This window comes from Streptococcus pneumoniae (assembly GCA_040719455.1).
GTDB lineage: Bacteria > Bacillota > Bacilli > Lactobacillales > Streptococcaceae > Streptococcus > Streptococcus pneumoniae_G.
Map to the genome: position 1 here is coordinate 537249 of JBFDTN010000001.1, position 14366 is coordinate 551614.

Here is a 14366-nt window from a genome sequence, read left to right on the forward strand (position 1 = left end):
CATTATACCTAAAGAAAAGCCATGATTTCAATAGAAATCACGACTTTTTGAAACTTTTATTTTGGGCCTTATAGAAAAGCCCTTCATAAGCCAATCCACCTGTTCAGCTGTCAAGGCTTCGACCTCATCACTATTTCTTGGCCAAGCTAGTTTACCGTTTTCAAAGCGTTTATAAAGTAACCAGAAGCCTTGACCGTCCCAGTAAAGCGCTTTGAACCGATCACGTTGACCACCGCAGAAGAGATAAACAGCCCCTGAAAAAGGATCTAATTCATGTTGGGATTTAACAAGATAGGCTAGGGAATCAATGCCCTGACGCATATCGGTTTTCCCACAGACAAGATAAACTTGCCCTAAGTCACTTAGTCGAATGGTCATTGTTCAGCACCTTATTCAAAATCGTTTCTATCATCTCTTGAGGGCATGAGCGGAACAAGCTTATTTCCGACTTTCCCACACGTATCTTCACCATCATTTCATTTCTACTCTTCTTGGGAAAACTGCGAGATTGGGGAAGTTCCAAAGGAACAATTGGTTGTGACATGATAATAGCCTCCTGTTTTAGTTGATACTAAGAGTATACAGGAGGATCGTGAATCAAAGAAGATACCTGATTATTGGGCGGTTACAAAGTATCTAATTGCTCTACTAGCCTTTCTTTGCTTCTTACCATCTGTTTCAGCTGGCACTTATCAAGACGAAGTAAGTTCCTATGAAGCGATCAGTCTTACGACTGTAAAAGATAAAATTAAGAAGAAAGAAGATTTCTATCTCTATATTGGACGCTCTGACTATGAAGGAGCGATTCGATTGCTTCCTAAGTTAAATCAAGCGAATCAAGGAAGACTACGCAAGATTTACTATCTCAACACATCAGGAATTGATAGCAAAGCTTATAAAACTTTTGCCAAGAAATACCAAATAAAATCACCTATCTATCTTGCTCATTTCGGACAAAGAAAGGAGTTGAGTCATTTATCAAATCTTGAAAACAGCACTGTTGAAATGATTCAAGAGTATTTAGGACAAGAGTAGTTGTAAAGAATGAAAAATTCTCAAAAATGTAAACACAAAACCTGTGCGGTAAGATTTGACAAAAGTTTTAGAACATGATACAATATAATGGATTTTAAACTTGAAGGGAGTGAAAAAATGTCAAAAACAGTAGTACGTAAAAATGAGTCTCTTGACGATGCTCTTCGTCGTTTCAAACGCGCTGTTACTAAAGCTGGTACTCTTCAAGAAACACGTAAACGTGAATTCTATGAAAAACCTTCTGTAAAACGTAAACGTAAATCAGAAGCAGCTCGTAAACGTAAAAAATTCTAATGAAGCGTGATTAGAGAGTAAAAGTAGGAATTTTCCTACTTTTTTCTATTTTAGTTTAAAAATATCAAAAAAATTGATTTAAACTCTTGCAATTCATCAGAAAGTATGCTAATATTATCTATGGTTTGAAAAAACTGCCTAAGACAGTAGGGGAGCTAGACTCATAAAGATCCTACCGAGGACAAAACGTATCAAAAAAGAAGCGTATTGTACTTTCGTGTCTAGGTTTGGGCGCGTTTTTCTTTTGAAAAATCCCAAGCAAAATAATTACGGAGGTGAAACACTAAATGAGTGAAGCAATTATTGCTAAAAAAGCGGAACTAGTTGACGTAGTAGCTGAGAAAATGAAAGCTGCTGCATCTATCGTCGTTGTTGACGCTCGTGGTTTGACAGTTGAGCAAGATACAGTTCTTCGTCGTGAGCTTCGTGGAAGCGAAGTTGAGTATAAAGTTATCAAAAACTCAATCTTACGTCGTGCAGCTGAAAAAGCTGGTCTTGAAGATCTATCATCTGTTTTTGTTGGACCATCTGCTGTGGCATTTTCTAACGAAGATGTTATCGCACCAGCGAAAATCTTGAACGACTTTTCTAAAAACGCAGAAGCACTTGAAATCAAAGGTGGTGCAATCGAAGGCGCTGTCGCATCAAAAGAAGAGATTCTTGCACTTGCAACTCTTCCAAACCGCGAAGGACTTCTTTCTATGCTCCTTTCTGTACTTCAAGCGCCAGTGCGCAACGTTGCTCTTGCAGTCAAAGCGGTTGCAGAAAGCAAAGAAGACGCAGCTTAATCTGCGCAGCGTAGCCTAGCTACAACAATCTATATTTATAAAAACATATTTGGAGGAAATAACAATGGCATTGAACATTGAAAACATTATTGCTGAAATTAAAGAAGCTTCAATCCTTGAGCTTAACGATCTTGTAAAAGCTATCGAAGAAGAATTTGGTGTAACTGCAGCTGCTCCTGTAGCTGTTGCTGCAGCTGGTGCTGCTGACGCTGGTGCTGCTAAAGATTCATTCGACGTTGAATTGACATCTGCTGGCGACAAAAAAGTTGGCGTTATCAAAGTTGTACGTGAAATCACAGGTCTTGGTCTTAAAGAAGCTAAAGAACTTGTTGACGGAGCACCTGCAATGGTTAAAGAAGGCGTTGCAACTGCAGAAGCTGAAGAAATCAAAGCTAAATTGGAAGAAGCTGGAGCTTCAGTTACTCTTAAATAATAGAGTATCGCAATTTCATTGCGGAAGCCTAGTAAATCAAGGTCTAAGCTTGTCTTAGGGCGATTAAAAAAAGAAGGCGGGATTTAATTTCCCGCCAACCCCCCGCCAGATATTATTTTGGCGGGGGATTTTTTATATATCGAATCTATTTTTCACGTCTAAGGACAACAATATCTTCAACAATCAGCTTTTAATGCAGTATAATTTCTCCATTATGTATTTTTTGTGAAGAAATAGGTAGGGCGTAGATACCAACATGATCATCTATTTGATAGATTGATTGGGCAGTACGCATCTTTTTACTGTATTGAACTTGTATGAGATTATCGCAATAATCTTGAACTATTAATTCAATCCAATCAGAATTGTATTTATGTTTTATAGAAACTATTTTTCCACGTATAAAAAATTTTGCATAAGATTTCTGATAGGCAAATCCGAAGTCTGTTTCATCTCTATTGAAATAGCTAGCTAATTCTGTTTTTTCATGTTTTATAAAATCAGCGGTAAAATATTTAATTTGTTGATTGGATGTTCTATTTTCGATATGACCAGCAACTGATACTGTCTGGCCTTTCTGAAGTTTAGTGTTGTTCTGATGATAATAAAATTTCAAATATGTATGTTTACGACCAGCTCCATTTCTAATAAATAAAATAAAGTAACATTCTCTTTTGTCGAAAGAAATGTCAACAATTTTTCCTCTTGATAAAATATTGTTAGAAAATTTGCGACCGGATTGTAGATGATTTTGATTCCTCATTATATATTACCTCCATTTCATCAATAATCTACATTCATAGTATGCCGCAAACTTAACATTAAAAAATTAAGCTATAAAATATAATTTGTAACGGTAACAGATAGACGCCAATGAGATAGATTTAAGACAGATACTGCCATAAGAGCGAGACGATTATAGGTAGTAGGCATTCCTGCTCCAACTGCTTTTTTATAATTTGCACCTCTCAACTTATAAGGCTCATCTCTTAAATCATAGATGAAAGCATTCCGTTGTTTCAGGAATTTTTTGTTTGATTCATTCCAAAGTTTTTGATGTCCAATTTCCCAAGAATTTATGAGTTTCTTCTGAAGGTTTTTAGCGTAGTTCTTGTCAGTCTGTATTTTCTGCAAGTAGTAGAAGTAACAGTCTCGCGCATGTTGTGCACGCATTCCGTGAAAATTGATAAGATTATTCATTTCTTCTTTAGAAAAAACATTCTCATCGTTAGCTATATTTTTAAATGTTTTAAGTACAAGTGGTACATCTTGTGGAAGAATAAGCTGTTCTTGATATTTTCCACCTTTACCTCTTTGTACGATGACATAATAGTTTCCAGAGGCATCTCGTTTCAAATCTTCTCCTTTTAAATCATAGAGTTCACTGCGACGGATACCGACTGCTTTTTGAAAAGCGATGACCCGAGAGAAGCGAGAGTCATTCTCTTGTCGCTTTCCTTGAGCGTTTTTCTCACGTTTTCGTCCACGTATAATTGTATCGCTAGTCCGCTTGTTTTTTCTTATTCTATTCATATTTATGTTAGTTGCTTTACAGACTGGTGCGAGGTAGGTATGAATTGTCGCTGCTGTGTACTGTTTGGGATCATTAGCTAAGTCATTATGATAGTCTTGAATGACTTGTTCTGTAATATCTTCTTTCTTCTTGATATTGTGTTCTTTAGCCCATTTGACAAATCTTGTGATTGAACGTTTATATGTTGTTCGTGTTCGATTGTTTTTTACCTCTTGAGTGGCTAAGATGAACAAATCGTGTTTTAGTGAATTTCTTTTTCTTGGCATTTTCTTACCCCTTTCTTTATCATTTCTTATTACTGTTAAAATGCCTCCCACTCTTTTTTAGATAGAGCTGAGTATGCTCTAAGATAACATCCGCTGAGACAGTTGGCGTTTTCAATGTCATTCAGTAATCACTGTTGTACATCTTTGATATTATCCTAATGCCGTTGTTACGGTTATTTTTTATGAACAAATTTCATAAAATTACCTCATTAAACATTTTTTTCTTTACTCTTTTGGCTACAAAATGGTTATTCTTTACTCATTTCATTCGTAGAATAACCATTTTGTTTCATCTTATTTACTTTCTTTTTCCCTGTCTATTAGCTTCAACGACACAAGCTAAAAGAACCAGTACCATCATCACTCCCATTTTTCACCGAGTCCGGTGTTGGATTGATAAAAAGATACCTTGCATATTAATTACCTCCATTTCTTCAATTCTTTCTATGAATAGTATGCCTAAAAAAAGAAAATATAAAAGTACAAGTATAACTAAAAAGAATTAAATAAGGTTAAAAATAATTTTTCATTTTACTTTTTCTGGCATACTGACTATTGAAAGATTTGATGAGCAATTAATGTGAGTCAAATTAGTAGAAGAGAAAGGAACAGAAGGTGATGTATGATGTTTGGTAAATAATCAAATAAGTTAAAAATAGTCTCTATTTTTTGATTTACTTTTTCTGGCATACTAATGATATATAAAAAGTCTAGTGGTAAAAAGTCAAGAAAAAGTTGAATAACTTTTAGTTAATTTTCTAGAAAAAAGGGTGCAGTAAAAACACCTAGTGAAAATCGCTTTTTTCACTAGCTTATCCAAGGACTTGTGCCGATAATCAATTATCTTCCATAAGCCTCCTTGGTGGCGTATAGAGTTGGCGGTTGCGTAGTAGCACATCCACCAGACGCACAAACTTTCTAGCAGTTAAGACGATGGCTCTTTTGTGTTGGTGTTTAGGCACTTCTTGATACTTCTTCTTGTAAAAGGCTTGATATTCGCTATCATGTCGTCTGACAGAGTTGGCGGCTTCAACTAAGTAATAACGGAGATAGCGGTTGCCTCGTTTCACAAGGTCAGTATTTGGAGAATGAGCGTTCCCAGATTGATTCTGTTTCCAGTTCAATCCCGCATATTTAGCGACTTGAGGATGGTCTTTAAAGCGTTCAATCTGTCCAATCTCAGCGATAATCCCTGCAGCGTAGACTTTCCCGACACCAGGTATAGAGGTTAGACATTGATATTCAGGAATGACCTCTACCATATCCTCGATAGCTTTATCAATATCCTTAATCATCTTCTCAAGATGTCGCATTTCTCTAGCTAATAATCCAAGCACCACATTGACGGAATCCTGTTGGAGTTTAGAGAGTCGATAAGACCCACGAATAGCAGCTTGAATGGCTTTCGCTAATTTCTCAGGCGCTTTAAATCGGCCTCTTCCCATTTTTTGGATGAAGTCAGCCAAGTCATTGAGTGGAATATTAGCCAAGTCATCAAGAGTATAGTCTTCCGTCATCAAAGAGATGACAGTGCTAGACCAGAGATTGGTAGTTAGCTCTTCATTCTTGATTTCAGTTGATAAGGTATTGCACTTATAATAAATATTTTCAATAAAGTGCTGTTTGGTTCTTGTTAGCTGTTCAATGAGTTGAAGTCTCGTTCTAGTCAGATGTTGGAGGGCAAGGTATTTCTCTTCTTTGAGAAAGGCAGGGGAAAAGCGCTCAATCCGAAAATAATCAGCGATGTAGAAGGCATCAATGGTATCATTTTTGCTTTCTTCAAAGGCTTCGCGATATTTCTTAATCTTATTGGGCTGTTCCACCATCACTTCAACGTTAAGAGCCTTCAATTGACTATCTTCATGAAAGAACATAGCAGGGTGAAAGCTATAGAGACTAGTTGCTTCCATGCCGATGACGATTCGTTCAAAGATATGGATTTCATGAAGCTGAAGGATCTTTTCCTTAATTTCAGAAGCACCAGCTAGGTCATTAGAAAGAGAAGCTGTAAAGGGAGTTGTTGTATCACTGAGCATGATACAGACATCAAGTTTGGTAGAGCTAACATCTAAACCGACAAAACATTTCATTTGGAAGGTCTCCTTTCATATGGATTTGGAAAATTTCTTGACTACTGTAAGGTTCCCCAGAAACACCTTGAACCAACAGCCTCGCATAATAGAATTCACATCACTAGCTCACCTGCCGCCTGTACGCTACTAAGTACAGAAGTGAGACTAGTGGAAACAGCTAGTGTGTTGGAAGTAGGGACAAGGCTTGGGTAACAGACTTTCTTCGGAAGTCTAAGCAACAAGGAGGAGAAGAAACAACCATGAGTCCATTCCATGACTCTATTGTTCTGGAAAACCTTGCAATAGTCAAGTTAAAAATTGTTAAAACTTGGGATTAAAAATCCCCATAAACTTATTTTACGAGGAGGAGAATTATGCTTCAATGTGAAAAAGAACTTTTACACTTTCTTATTAGAGTTATCGCAGAATCTGAAATTCGGGCAGGTTATTACAACAATGATTTCATCACAGAGCGTTATACAACTGATGATTATTATGAATATAGTTTACTAAACGATGGGTCGGATATAGTCATTCGTTTTTATCATGATAGTGATGACAGAAATGAAGAGTTTGTCATTACGTTTGCTTTATACGATGATATGCATGAACCAGTTTTGGTTAAATTTCCTTTTTTAGATGGAGAGAATGATATTACTGACTATAAAGAAGTAATAGAAGTTATCATTCATCGTTACATTGTAGAAAATTGGCATGATACTATGGAAGAAATTAGCGAAGTTGGAATTAGTGCCTTTGTTCGAAATAATAGCAGCAAATTACTTATTGAGTCTTAATATGACAAAAGCAGCACCCTGTTGGTAGCTGCTATTTTTTTATAAAAAAATTATTTTAAAGTTCGAACAAGCGTATTGATAGCTTGAATAATCTCTTTTCGCTTATGTTTAGGTAAGTCATTCATTAAAAGAATCAAATCTTCAATATCACTATCTGGAGTGAATTCTATATCAAAAAATGTAGTAATATCTACTTCTAGTGCCTCCATAACTTTTGATAAAGTTGAGAGTGTGATATTATTTGGCTTATTTTCTAGTTTGTAGATATAGTTGTAGCCGAGGCTAGCTTTTTCTTCTAGCTCCATCTGTGTCATCCCTTTTTGGATTCGTAGTAGGCGTATTCGTTTGGAGATGTATTCTTGTAGTTTGTTATCCATGATTGTACCTCTACAATCTATCATACATATAATATTTGATAAAACAAACCATCATAAAAAACTGTTCTTTTCTCAAACAGTTGCAAAAAACTGTTTTTATTGATAAAATAGCTTTAAAAAATAGTTCTTGGAGTATTTTATGGTCAAAAACAAAACTATTCACACACATGGCTCTATCCGTAAGTTGAAGGCTTATGGAGCAGTCGGAGTTCTTGCCATTGGGATGATGGCAACGGTTGGAACTGTTCAAGTCAAGGCAGATGAAGCGGGAAACACTTCTGCCCTTGTTGCCCCTACAACGAATGAAGTGACAGCAACTCAGGTTGATCAGGCAAAAGAACAAGTCGTTGCTGCTGAACAAACCCTTAATCAAGCACAAAGCAACCTTGCTACGGCAGAGCAAGCAGTTCCTGCTCTGGAAGCTCAGTACAACACGGCAACTCAAGCAGTGGAAACGAAACAAGCTGAAGTAGAAAGTGCTCAAAACGAAGTCAATCAGACTCCTGTCGCTGAGGCAGAAAAACAAGTCGAAACAACAACCCAAACAGTTGCGACTAAAGAAGATACAATCAAAGAAAATCAAACGGCAGTCAGCACCCTTGAAAATGAAGTGGCAGTCTCTACCACAGCTGTGACAAATGCAGAAAAGCAAGTAACAAACGCCGAACAAGCAAAGGCGCAAGCCGATAAACAACTGGCTCAAGATGTGGCAGATGAAAAAGCGGCACAAGCTCAAGTCGCAGCTAGCCAAGCAGAAGTGACGAAATCAACCGCTACTGTCGCAACGAAAGAACGAAAAGTAGCACAAGCCACTCAAGAAGTCACTGCAAAAGAAGCAGAAGCCCAAACTGCTGAAACCAAACTAGCAGAAGCAAAAGCGGCAGATGCCAAACGCCAACAAGCGATTGATGTAGCCCAAAGTCAAGTCACAAACAGCCAAACGCAAGTAACCAATGCTGAGAATCAGCTCAAGACTGCAAATAGCAACTTGACCACTGTTCAAAATGCCATTGCAACGGCTCAAGCAGAAGTGGACAAGGCAAACTTGGCACTAGGTTCTATCTACACTATCAAGCTCACAGATACTTACAAGAACTTGCTTGAAAAATTCTATGAAGCACGTTATGTCACAAAAGACACTAACGAGATGAACCGTATCTGGAAAGAGTTGGAAACTGAAAGTCATCGTTTGCTTCTTGGAGATGAAGAATCTAAAAAGGAATACAGAAAATTCCAAGCTGCTCTTCGAGCTGTGGATGCAAATAATCGGGTAGTCATCCAAGGGAATAAAGGAGGTTTAAATGACTTAACTGATGCAGATCGCTTGGAGCTGGCTCAGTTTGCTCAAATCACCATCAATGATATGCGCTCACAAATGGGTATTACGTCAAAAGCCCTCATCTCAACAGGCTCCATGAAGATTGCGGATATGGTCGCAAAAGAATACCTAGCAGATGATTGGGATTCTGAAAAAGGGCATGACATTCAGGGCATCATCCGAGTAAAAGATCGTACAGGTCAAAAATTGGACGAAGATTTTTCTCCTGAAGCACATCGTTTTTCTAAAGATTATACGATGGCATCTTTAAAGAGCCAAGTAGCTAGTTTTATCTTCCAAATGATGTTCTATGACTACTCTTCCTCTCAGCACTTCGGGCATGCTATTTCTCTCTTGAACTTAGACTCTAAATTCCGGGATGCTCGTAAAGGGGACCAATACTTTGGCTTGTCTGGTTACACAGGCTCTAAAAACTCTGGCTACCTCTTGGAATTCACAGATGGTCCTGCTAAACCAGAATACGCAGGCACGCCAATCGCGAACCCAATCTCTAAGGAAGCCTTGCAAGAAGCGGTTCGTACAGCAGAAGGGAAATTGACTACGGTACAAAGCAAGCTAGCGCCTGCAGAGGCACTTGTCGCAACTGCTCAAAGTAAATTGCAATCTGCTCAATCTGACCTTCGTACAGCAGAACGCACCCTTGCAAATGCTAAAGCAGTCCCTGTTCAAACTCCAAAAGCCCAAGTAGCTCTTGATACCGCAAAGGCGAATCTTATAACTGCTCAAGCAGCCTTGACAACCGCTCAAGGAGAACTTGCCACTGCTAAAACTGACTTAGCGAAGAAACAAACAGCGTTGACAGAAGCTCAGAAAGCTCTTACTTTGGCAAAAGCGGATGTAGCGACTAGCCGAGCAAATGTGGAGAACAAGAGCCATGCCCTTACTACGGCGCAAGCGACTCTTTCTTCTGCCCAAAAGACAATGGCAGACAAAAAAGCAGCTCTTGCCGACAAACAGGCTGCCCTTACAACGACTCAAAGAGAATTGGCGAAAGCGCAAGATGCCTTGAAAGCTGCACAAGCAACTCTTGCAACAGCGAAAAGCAATGCCCAAAAACTAGCCAACCTTAAAGTGGAACTAGAGGCTCTTCAAAAAGAAGCAGAAACAGCGAAACAAGCATTGGATGCTGCTAAGGGACAAGTGGCTACTCTCACCAAAGAAAAGAACACAGCCCAAAGCAACTACGACAAGGCGGTTAACAACCTAAAAGTCCTAGAAGCTCAGTACAAGGCTTATCAAGACTACCTTGCAGCTAAAGCAGAAGCGGACCGCTTGGAACAAGAACGTTTAGAGGCTGAACGCAAAGCAGAAGAAGCTCGTCAAAAAGCCGAACAAGATGCCAAAGCTAAAGAAGAGGCAGAACGTCTCGCTGCAGAAGCAAAAGCCAAGGCGGAAGCAGAACGCCTAGCACGAGAACAGGCTGAAAAAGCTCGTATCGAGGCTGAGAAAAAAGCGAAGGAAGAAGCGGATCGTCTTGAAGCCGAGCGACTTGCTAAAGAATTGGCAGAGAAAGAGGCAGCCGCTAAAGCGGAAGCGGAACGGATTGCTAAAGAGCAGGCCGAAAAAGAAGCTGCTGCAAAAGCAGAAGCGGAACGTTTAGCACGTGAGAAAGCGGAACAAGAAGCAAAAGCCAAAGCCGAGGCAGAGCGTTTGGAGAAAGAACGTAAAGAAGCAGAGGAAAAGGCAAAAGCTGAAAAAGACGCAGCAGAAAAAGCCCGCTTAGAAGCAGAAGCTAAGGCCAAGGCTGAAGAAGAGGCGAAAGCGAAAGCAGAAGCAGAACGCTTAGCCCGTGAAAAGGAAGAAGCGGAAAAACTAGCCAAAGAACAAGCAGAAAAAGAAAAGGCGGAACAAGAGGCGAATAAAGATAAAGACAAGGAAACTCCTAGTCAACCAGAAGTGAAACCGGACACTCCAAAAGACCCAGTGACTCCTGCTCCAGAAACCAAGCCAGAACCTACTAAACCAGAGGTGCCGACAAAACCAGCTGAACCGGTTGAAAAACCAACCCATAGTGTTGGAGCCCCTGCCTTCCGCGAGGATCTTCCAACCTTTGACCTATCTACCTTAGTGAAGAACGAGGAAGAGACTGAAAAGGAGAAAGAAGGCAAAGAACCAACAGTTCCTGTCGAAACTCCAGCAGCAACACCGAAACCTACCCCTGTACCAGTACTAGCAGGTCATGTAGGGACTAGTTATGGGGTTGGCAGTAGGGTACAAACTCCGTCTTATTCTCGCACAGAAAAATATAGAGAGTTGCCAAAAACAGGTGCAAGAGAAAGTCTAGCTTTGATGGCGCTTGGAACAGTTCTATCAAGTTTAGGACTTGTTGTGAAAAGAAAATATAAATAAAATACTTTAAGATTTGACATACTTAAATGATCGGTAAAAGCTAACATAAGACAAGGAATAGTCATGGATTTTTTAACTCAATTTAAGGAAAAAGCTGTCCAAGTTGGAGGCTTTATGAAAGAAACGACTCAAACAGTGATTTCTGAGCAGCAGAAAAATTCTGAGATAAACCGTAAGAAAAAAGAAATTGCTCAGTTACAAGAGAAGATTGATGATTTGTATCGTCTGATTGGTATTCAATATATTCAAAATTTTTATGATGAATCTTCTGAAGAAACAGTTTTTAGAGATGAATTAGAGCGTATTAAAGATTTTTATCATAAACAATTGCAGCTACAAAGGGAAATTGATTTAGATTTTAGTGATAGTAGAGAATGTCAGTGCGGTGAACAGGTTTCTTTGTTGCATTTATTTTGCCCTTACTGTGGGAAAACATTGAAAAAGGACATGTGATATGGATAAGTATGTATTACAGAAAAAATGTTTTTCTTGTTTTAAAGATATTGGTATTGGCTGGACTTTTTGTGCAAATTGTGGCGAAATGGTTAATAACACTGGTTCTAAGATCACTTTATCTGCCTCAATTAATGATTTATTTGATCATGAGGATGTGCAAACAAAGCCCACATTTCAATCAAAATCAAGTATCTTTAATAAATTTACCGAGAAGGTCAAAACAACCGTTTCTCATCAACTAGATAAGGGAGACGAAGTTTTAGTTTCAAATATTTCTCCATTCATGTTCATTCTATCGAAAAATGGAGTGGAGACACAAAAAATTGACGATATCTTTTTGTCGGATAGGAAAGGTACGATCGGAAAAGATCTTAGAGGATATTACTATTGTAATATTCATCACCCCGTGACCATTAATGCAACAGTATTACCACAAGGGGAAAAGCATTATTTTGTAAATGGCGACCATTTGAAAATTGTAGACACTATTTACATCTTCAGTATAATGAATCAAGAGAAAGTCGAGTGGCAAATAGTTGATATGACTAGTGATTTAGCTCAAGAGTTAATTCCCGAACAGATTGATATTGATGAAAAAGGGAATATTTTTGTGATGCCAACTGCTTTGGATCAGGTAACTATCAATAAAGTATCTAGGAACGAAAAAACTAGATTGAAACCTGATGATTTATTATCTTATAATCATAGACTATTTTTACTTATGGAAGATAAATTGATTTTTCAAGCTCCTCTGAAAGATAGTGAAACAGAGACTATCATGGAAAATGTCTATGCGCAGGGTATTGATAGCCATTTAGACGTTCATATAAGAGAACGTAGAGCGGGTACTAAGCTCTTGCTATCAGATATTCAGTTTTCAGTATCACCTGGAGAAATGGTTTTAATCCTAGGTGGTTCTGGAGCAGGAAAAACTACACTAATTAATGCGATTATGGGTAGTGAAAAAGCAGATGCCACTATTTTATTAGGAAATAAGAATATCTATAATGATTTTGAGCAAGTGAAGCGAATGATTGCTAATGTACCTCAATTTAGCCTACATCGAGAAAAAGATACAGTTTACATGACCATTAAGAATGCTGCTGAGATGAAACTCATTAGAGATTTTGTTAGAGATGATGTACTGCTAAAAGAAAAGATTGATTCTGTTTTAGACACGGTTAGTCTATCTAAAAAGAGAGACAGCCTCGTGTCGGAATTGAGTGGTGGGGAGAAGAAAAGGCTTAGTATTGCGACAGAATATATTTCAGATCCACTTGTTTTTATACTAGACGAGCCAGATTCTGGAGTAGATGGTAGCAATGCTCGTTCTATTATGTCTAGTCTTCGAAATATTGCTAATCAAGGTAAAATCATTTTAGTCATTTCTCATAATCCAGATCGAACACCTTCGGATTTTGATAAAGTTGTAGTTCTAGCTAAAAGTGAGCAGGAATCCTGTGGGAAACTGGCTTTTTATGGTTCAGTCGAAGATACGCTTGCCTTTTTTGAAACAGATCAGTTAGAGTTGGTTGTTGCAGAAATAGAGAGAAGACCTGATTACTATATAAATAAGTATGCTGATTTTCTTTCAAAATAGTAAAGGAGATATTTATGAACTATGCATCACATAGAGAGCAAATTTTAGTTTATTTAGGAAAATTTAAGAGAGGATTCGTTCATACAAAAGGATGGACAACTTTTATCAGTGCTTTAGTAATTTCTTTAATTGCGTGTCTTGTATCAGGTGAAGAGGGATTTTCACGAGGGATTATATCATCTAAGATTGATCAGACATCCTTTATTGTTACTTGTGCTTGTATTTGGATAGGTTTATTTAATTCTATTACCTTAATTTGTCAAGAGCGTGATATTGTTAAGCACGAATATCGGAGTGGAATGAAACTATCTGCGTATATTGCCGCACATATGATTTTTCAAGCTTTGATTGTTTTGGTTGAGGCTTTAATAGTTACAGGAATTATTCTTTTGTTCTATAAATCAGATATTGATTCTCTTGAAAGATTTGGTAGTTTTGTTATTTTTAGATATGTTGCTTATTTTTTGACTATTTTTTTAACGATTTATGCAGCGGATGCTTTAGGGCTTTTATTGTCTTCGATTGTTAAAAATATAGAGCAAGCTATGGTAATCATGCCGTTCACACTTCTTTTACAATTTCTATTTTCAGGTCAGATTGAATTAGAAGGGCTACTAGCAGTATTAACGAATGCAACAATCAGCCGTTTTAGTTTAGATGGTTTACTGTATCTAGCTAGTTCTAAAAATAAGTTGGAAACAGATTTTGTAGGAATAGCTGGTGGAGATCCATATCCAATTTTCTTTTGCTGCCTAGTTCTAATCATTTTTTCAGTCGGTTTTTCATATCTCTCAATGAAACGTTTGAAATCTGTTGAACATGATACACGTGATTAAAGAATAGGATAAGAATAGGTGAAAATTTTTAAAGTCAATTGATATTCAACATGTTTGATAGTTTGAATGAAAGATTGAAGCACGATAAATTTAACTAATTAATTTGACAAACTATAAAGATTGATATAAAATATAATCACAAGCACTCCTTTTGCTCCCTGTTTCATAGCAACTGGAGTCATTTTTTTAT

At 37.8% G+C, this 14366-nt stretch carries 15 protein-coding genes and 1 other annotated feature; of the genes, 9 read left to right on the forward strand and 6 right to left on the reverse strand.

The genetic code is table 11. From position 1 onward, the window contains the following. Positions 1-27: 27 nt before the first annotated feature. Positions 28-378, reverse strand: coding sequence for an IS66 family insertion sequence element accessory protein TnpB (tnpB, locus tag AB1I63_02435; protein ID MEW4353745.1), 351 nt, complete (start codon positions 376-378; stop codon positions 28-30). Continuing rightward, complete coding sequence (locus AB1I63_02440; protein MEW4353746.1) at positions 359-544, reverse strand: hypothetical protein; 186 nt, start codon at positions 542-544, stop codon at positions 359-361. The genes tnpB and AB1I63_02440 overlap by 20 nt, the downstream gene beginning before the upstream one ends. A gap of 266 nt (positions 545-810) precedes the next feature. Between AB1I63_02440 and AB1I63_02445 the strand changes: the two genes are divergently transcribed. The 4 genes from AB1I63_02445 to rplL all read left to right on the forward strand — a co-directional run bounded on the left by AB1I63_02445 (position 811) and on the right by rplL (position 2550). Continuing rightward, on the forward strand, positions 811-1035 hold the full coding sequence (locus AB1I63_02445; protein MEW4353747.1) for a hypothetical protein: 225 nt from the start codon (positions 811-813) through the stop codon (positions 1033-1035). Between the two features lie 117 nt (positions 1036-1152). Then, positions 1153-1329, forward strand: coding sequence for a 30S ribosomal protein S21 (gene rpsU / locus AB1I63_02450; GenBank protein ID MEW4353748.1), 177 nt, complete (start codon positions 1153-1155; stop codon positions 1327-1329). 119 nt (positions 1330-1448) lie between these two features. Beyond that, positions 1449-1581, forward strand: a sequence feature (ribosomal protein L10 leader region). A 35-nt stretch (positions 1582-1616) separates the two neighbouring features. Further along, the gene (rplJ, locus tag AB1I63_02455) at positions 1617-2117 is read left to right on the forward strand and encodes a 50S ribosomal protein L10 (protein MEW4353749.1); all 501 of its coding nucleotides are present in this window, start codon (positions 1617-1619) and stop codon (positions 2115-2117) included. A 64-nt stretch (positions 2118-2181) separates the two neighbouring features. After that, positions 2182-2550, forward strand: a complete 369-nt coding sequence (gene rplL / locus AB1I63_02460) for a 50S ribosomal protein L7/L12 (GenBank protein MEW4353750.1) — start codon at positions 2182-2184, stop codon at positions 2548-2550. A gap of 190 nt (positions 2551-2740) precedes the next feature. On the opposite strand, the gene AB1I63_02465 is transcribed toward rplL, so the two are convergent. The 3 genes from AB1I63_02465 to AB1I63_02475 form a co-directional block, all read right to left on the reverse strand. After that, positions 2741-3313, reverse strand: a complete 573-nt coding sequence (locus tag AB1I63_02465; GenBank protein MEW4353751.1) for a hypothetical protein — start codon at positions 3311-3313, stop codon at positions 2741-2743. A gap of 71 nt (positions 3314-3384) precedes the next feature. Next, complete coding sequence (locus tag AB1I63_02470) at positions 3385-4350, reverse strand: phage integrase N-terminal SAM-like domain-containing protein (protein MEW4353752.1); 966 nt, start codon at positions 4348-4350, stop codon at positions 3385-3387. Between the two features lie 836 nt (positions 4351-5186). After that, complete coding sequence (locus AB1I63_02475) at positions 5187-6440, reverse strand: IS110 family transposase (protein ID MEW4353753.1); 1254 nt, start codon at positions 6438-6440, stop codon at positions 5187-5189. A 356-nt stretch (positions 6441-6796) separates the two neighbouring features. Between AB1I63_02475 and AB1I63_02480 the strand changes: the two genes are divergently transcribed. Continuing rightward, a complete protein-coding gene (locus AB1I63_02480) occupies positions 6797-7219 on the forward strand; it encodes a hypothetical protein (GenBank protein ID MEW4353754.1) in 423 nt (140 codons plus the stop codon). Positions 7220-7269: 50 nt separating this feature from the next. Here the strand turns inward: AB1I63_02480 and AB1I63_02485 are convergent, their stop codons facing one another. Further along, a complete protein-coding gene (locus tag AB1I63_02485; protein MEW4353755.1) occupies positions 7270-7596 on the reverse strand; it encodes a helix-turn-helix transcriptional regulator in 327 nt (108 codons plus the stop codon). Between the two features lie 139 nt (positions 7597-7735). Here AB1I63_02485 and AB1I63_02490 point away from each other — a divergent pair, with 139 nt between their 5' ends. From AB1I63_02490 to AB1I63_02505, 4 genes are all read left to right on the forward strand, one after another. Next, positions 7736-11284 (forward strand): SEC10/PgrA surface exclusion domain-containing protein, encoded by a 3549-nt coding sequence (locus AB1I63_02490; GenBank protein ID MEW4353756.1) that lies wholly within the window; start codon positions 7736-7738, stop codon positions 11282-11284. Between the two features lie 63 nt (positions 11285-11347). Next, positions 11348-11737 (forward strand): zinc ribbon domain-containing protein, encoded by a 390-nt coding sequence (locus AB1I63_02495; GenBank protein MEW4353757.1) that lies wholly within the window; start codon positions 11348-11350, stop codon positions 11735-11737. A gap of 1 nt (position 11738) precedes the next feature. Next, positions 11739-13340, forward strand: a complete 1602-nt coding sequence (locus tag AB1I63_02500) for an ABC transporter ATP-binding protein (GenBank protein ID MEW4353758.1) — start codon at positions 11739-11741, stop codon at positions 13338-13340. Positions 13341-13354: 14 nt separating this feature from the next. Further along, the gene (locus AB1I63_02505; GenBank protein ID MEW4353759.1) at positions 13355-14176 is read left to right on the forward strand and encodes an ABC transporter permease; all 822 of its coding nucleotides are present in this window, start codon (positions 13355-13357) and stop codon (positions 14174-14176) included. The last annotated feature ends 190 nt before the right edge of the window (positions 14177-14366 follow it).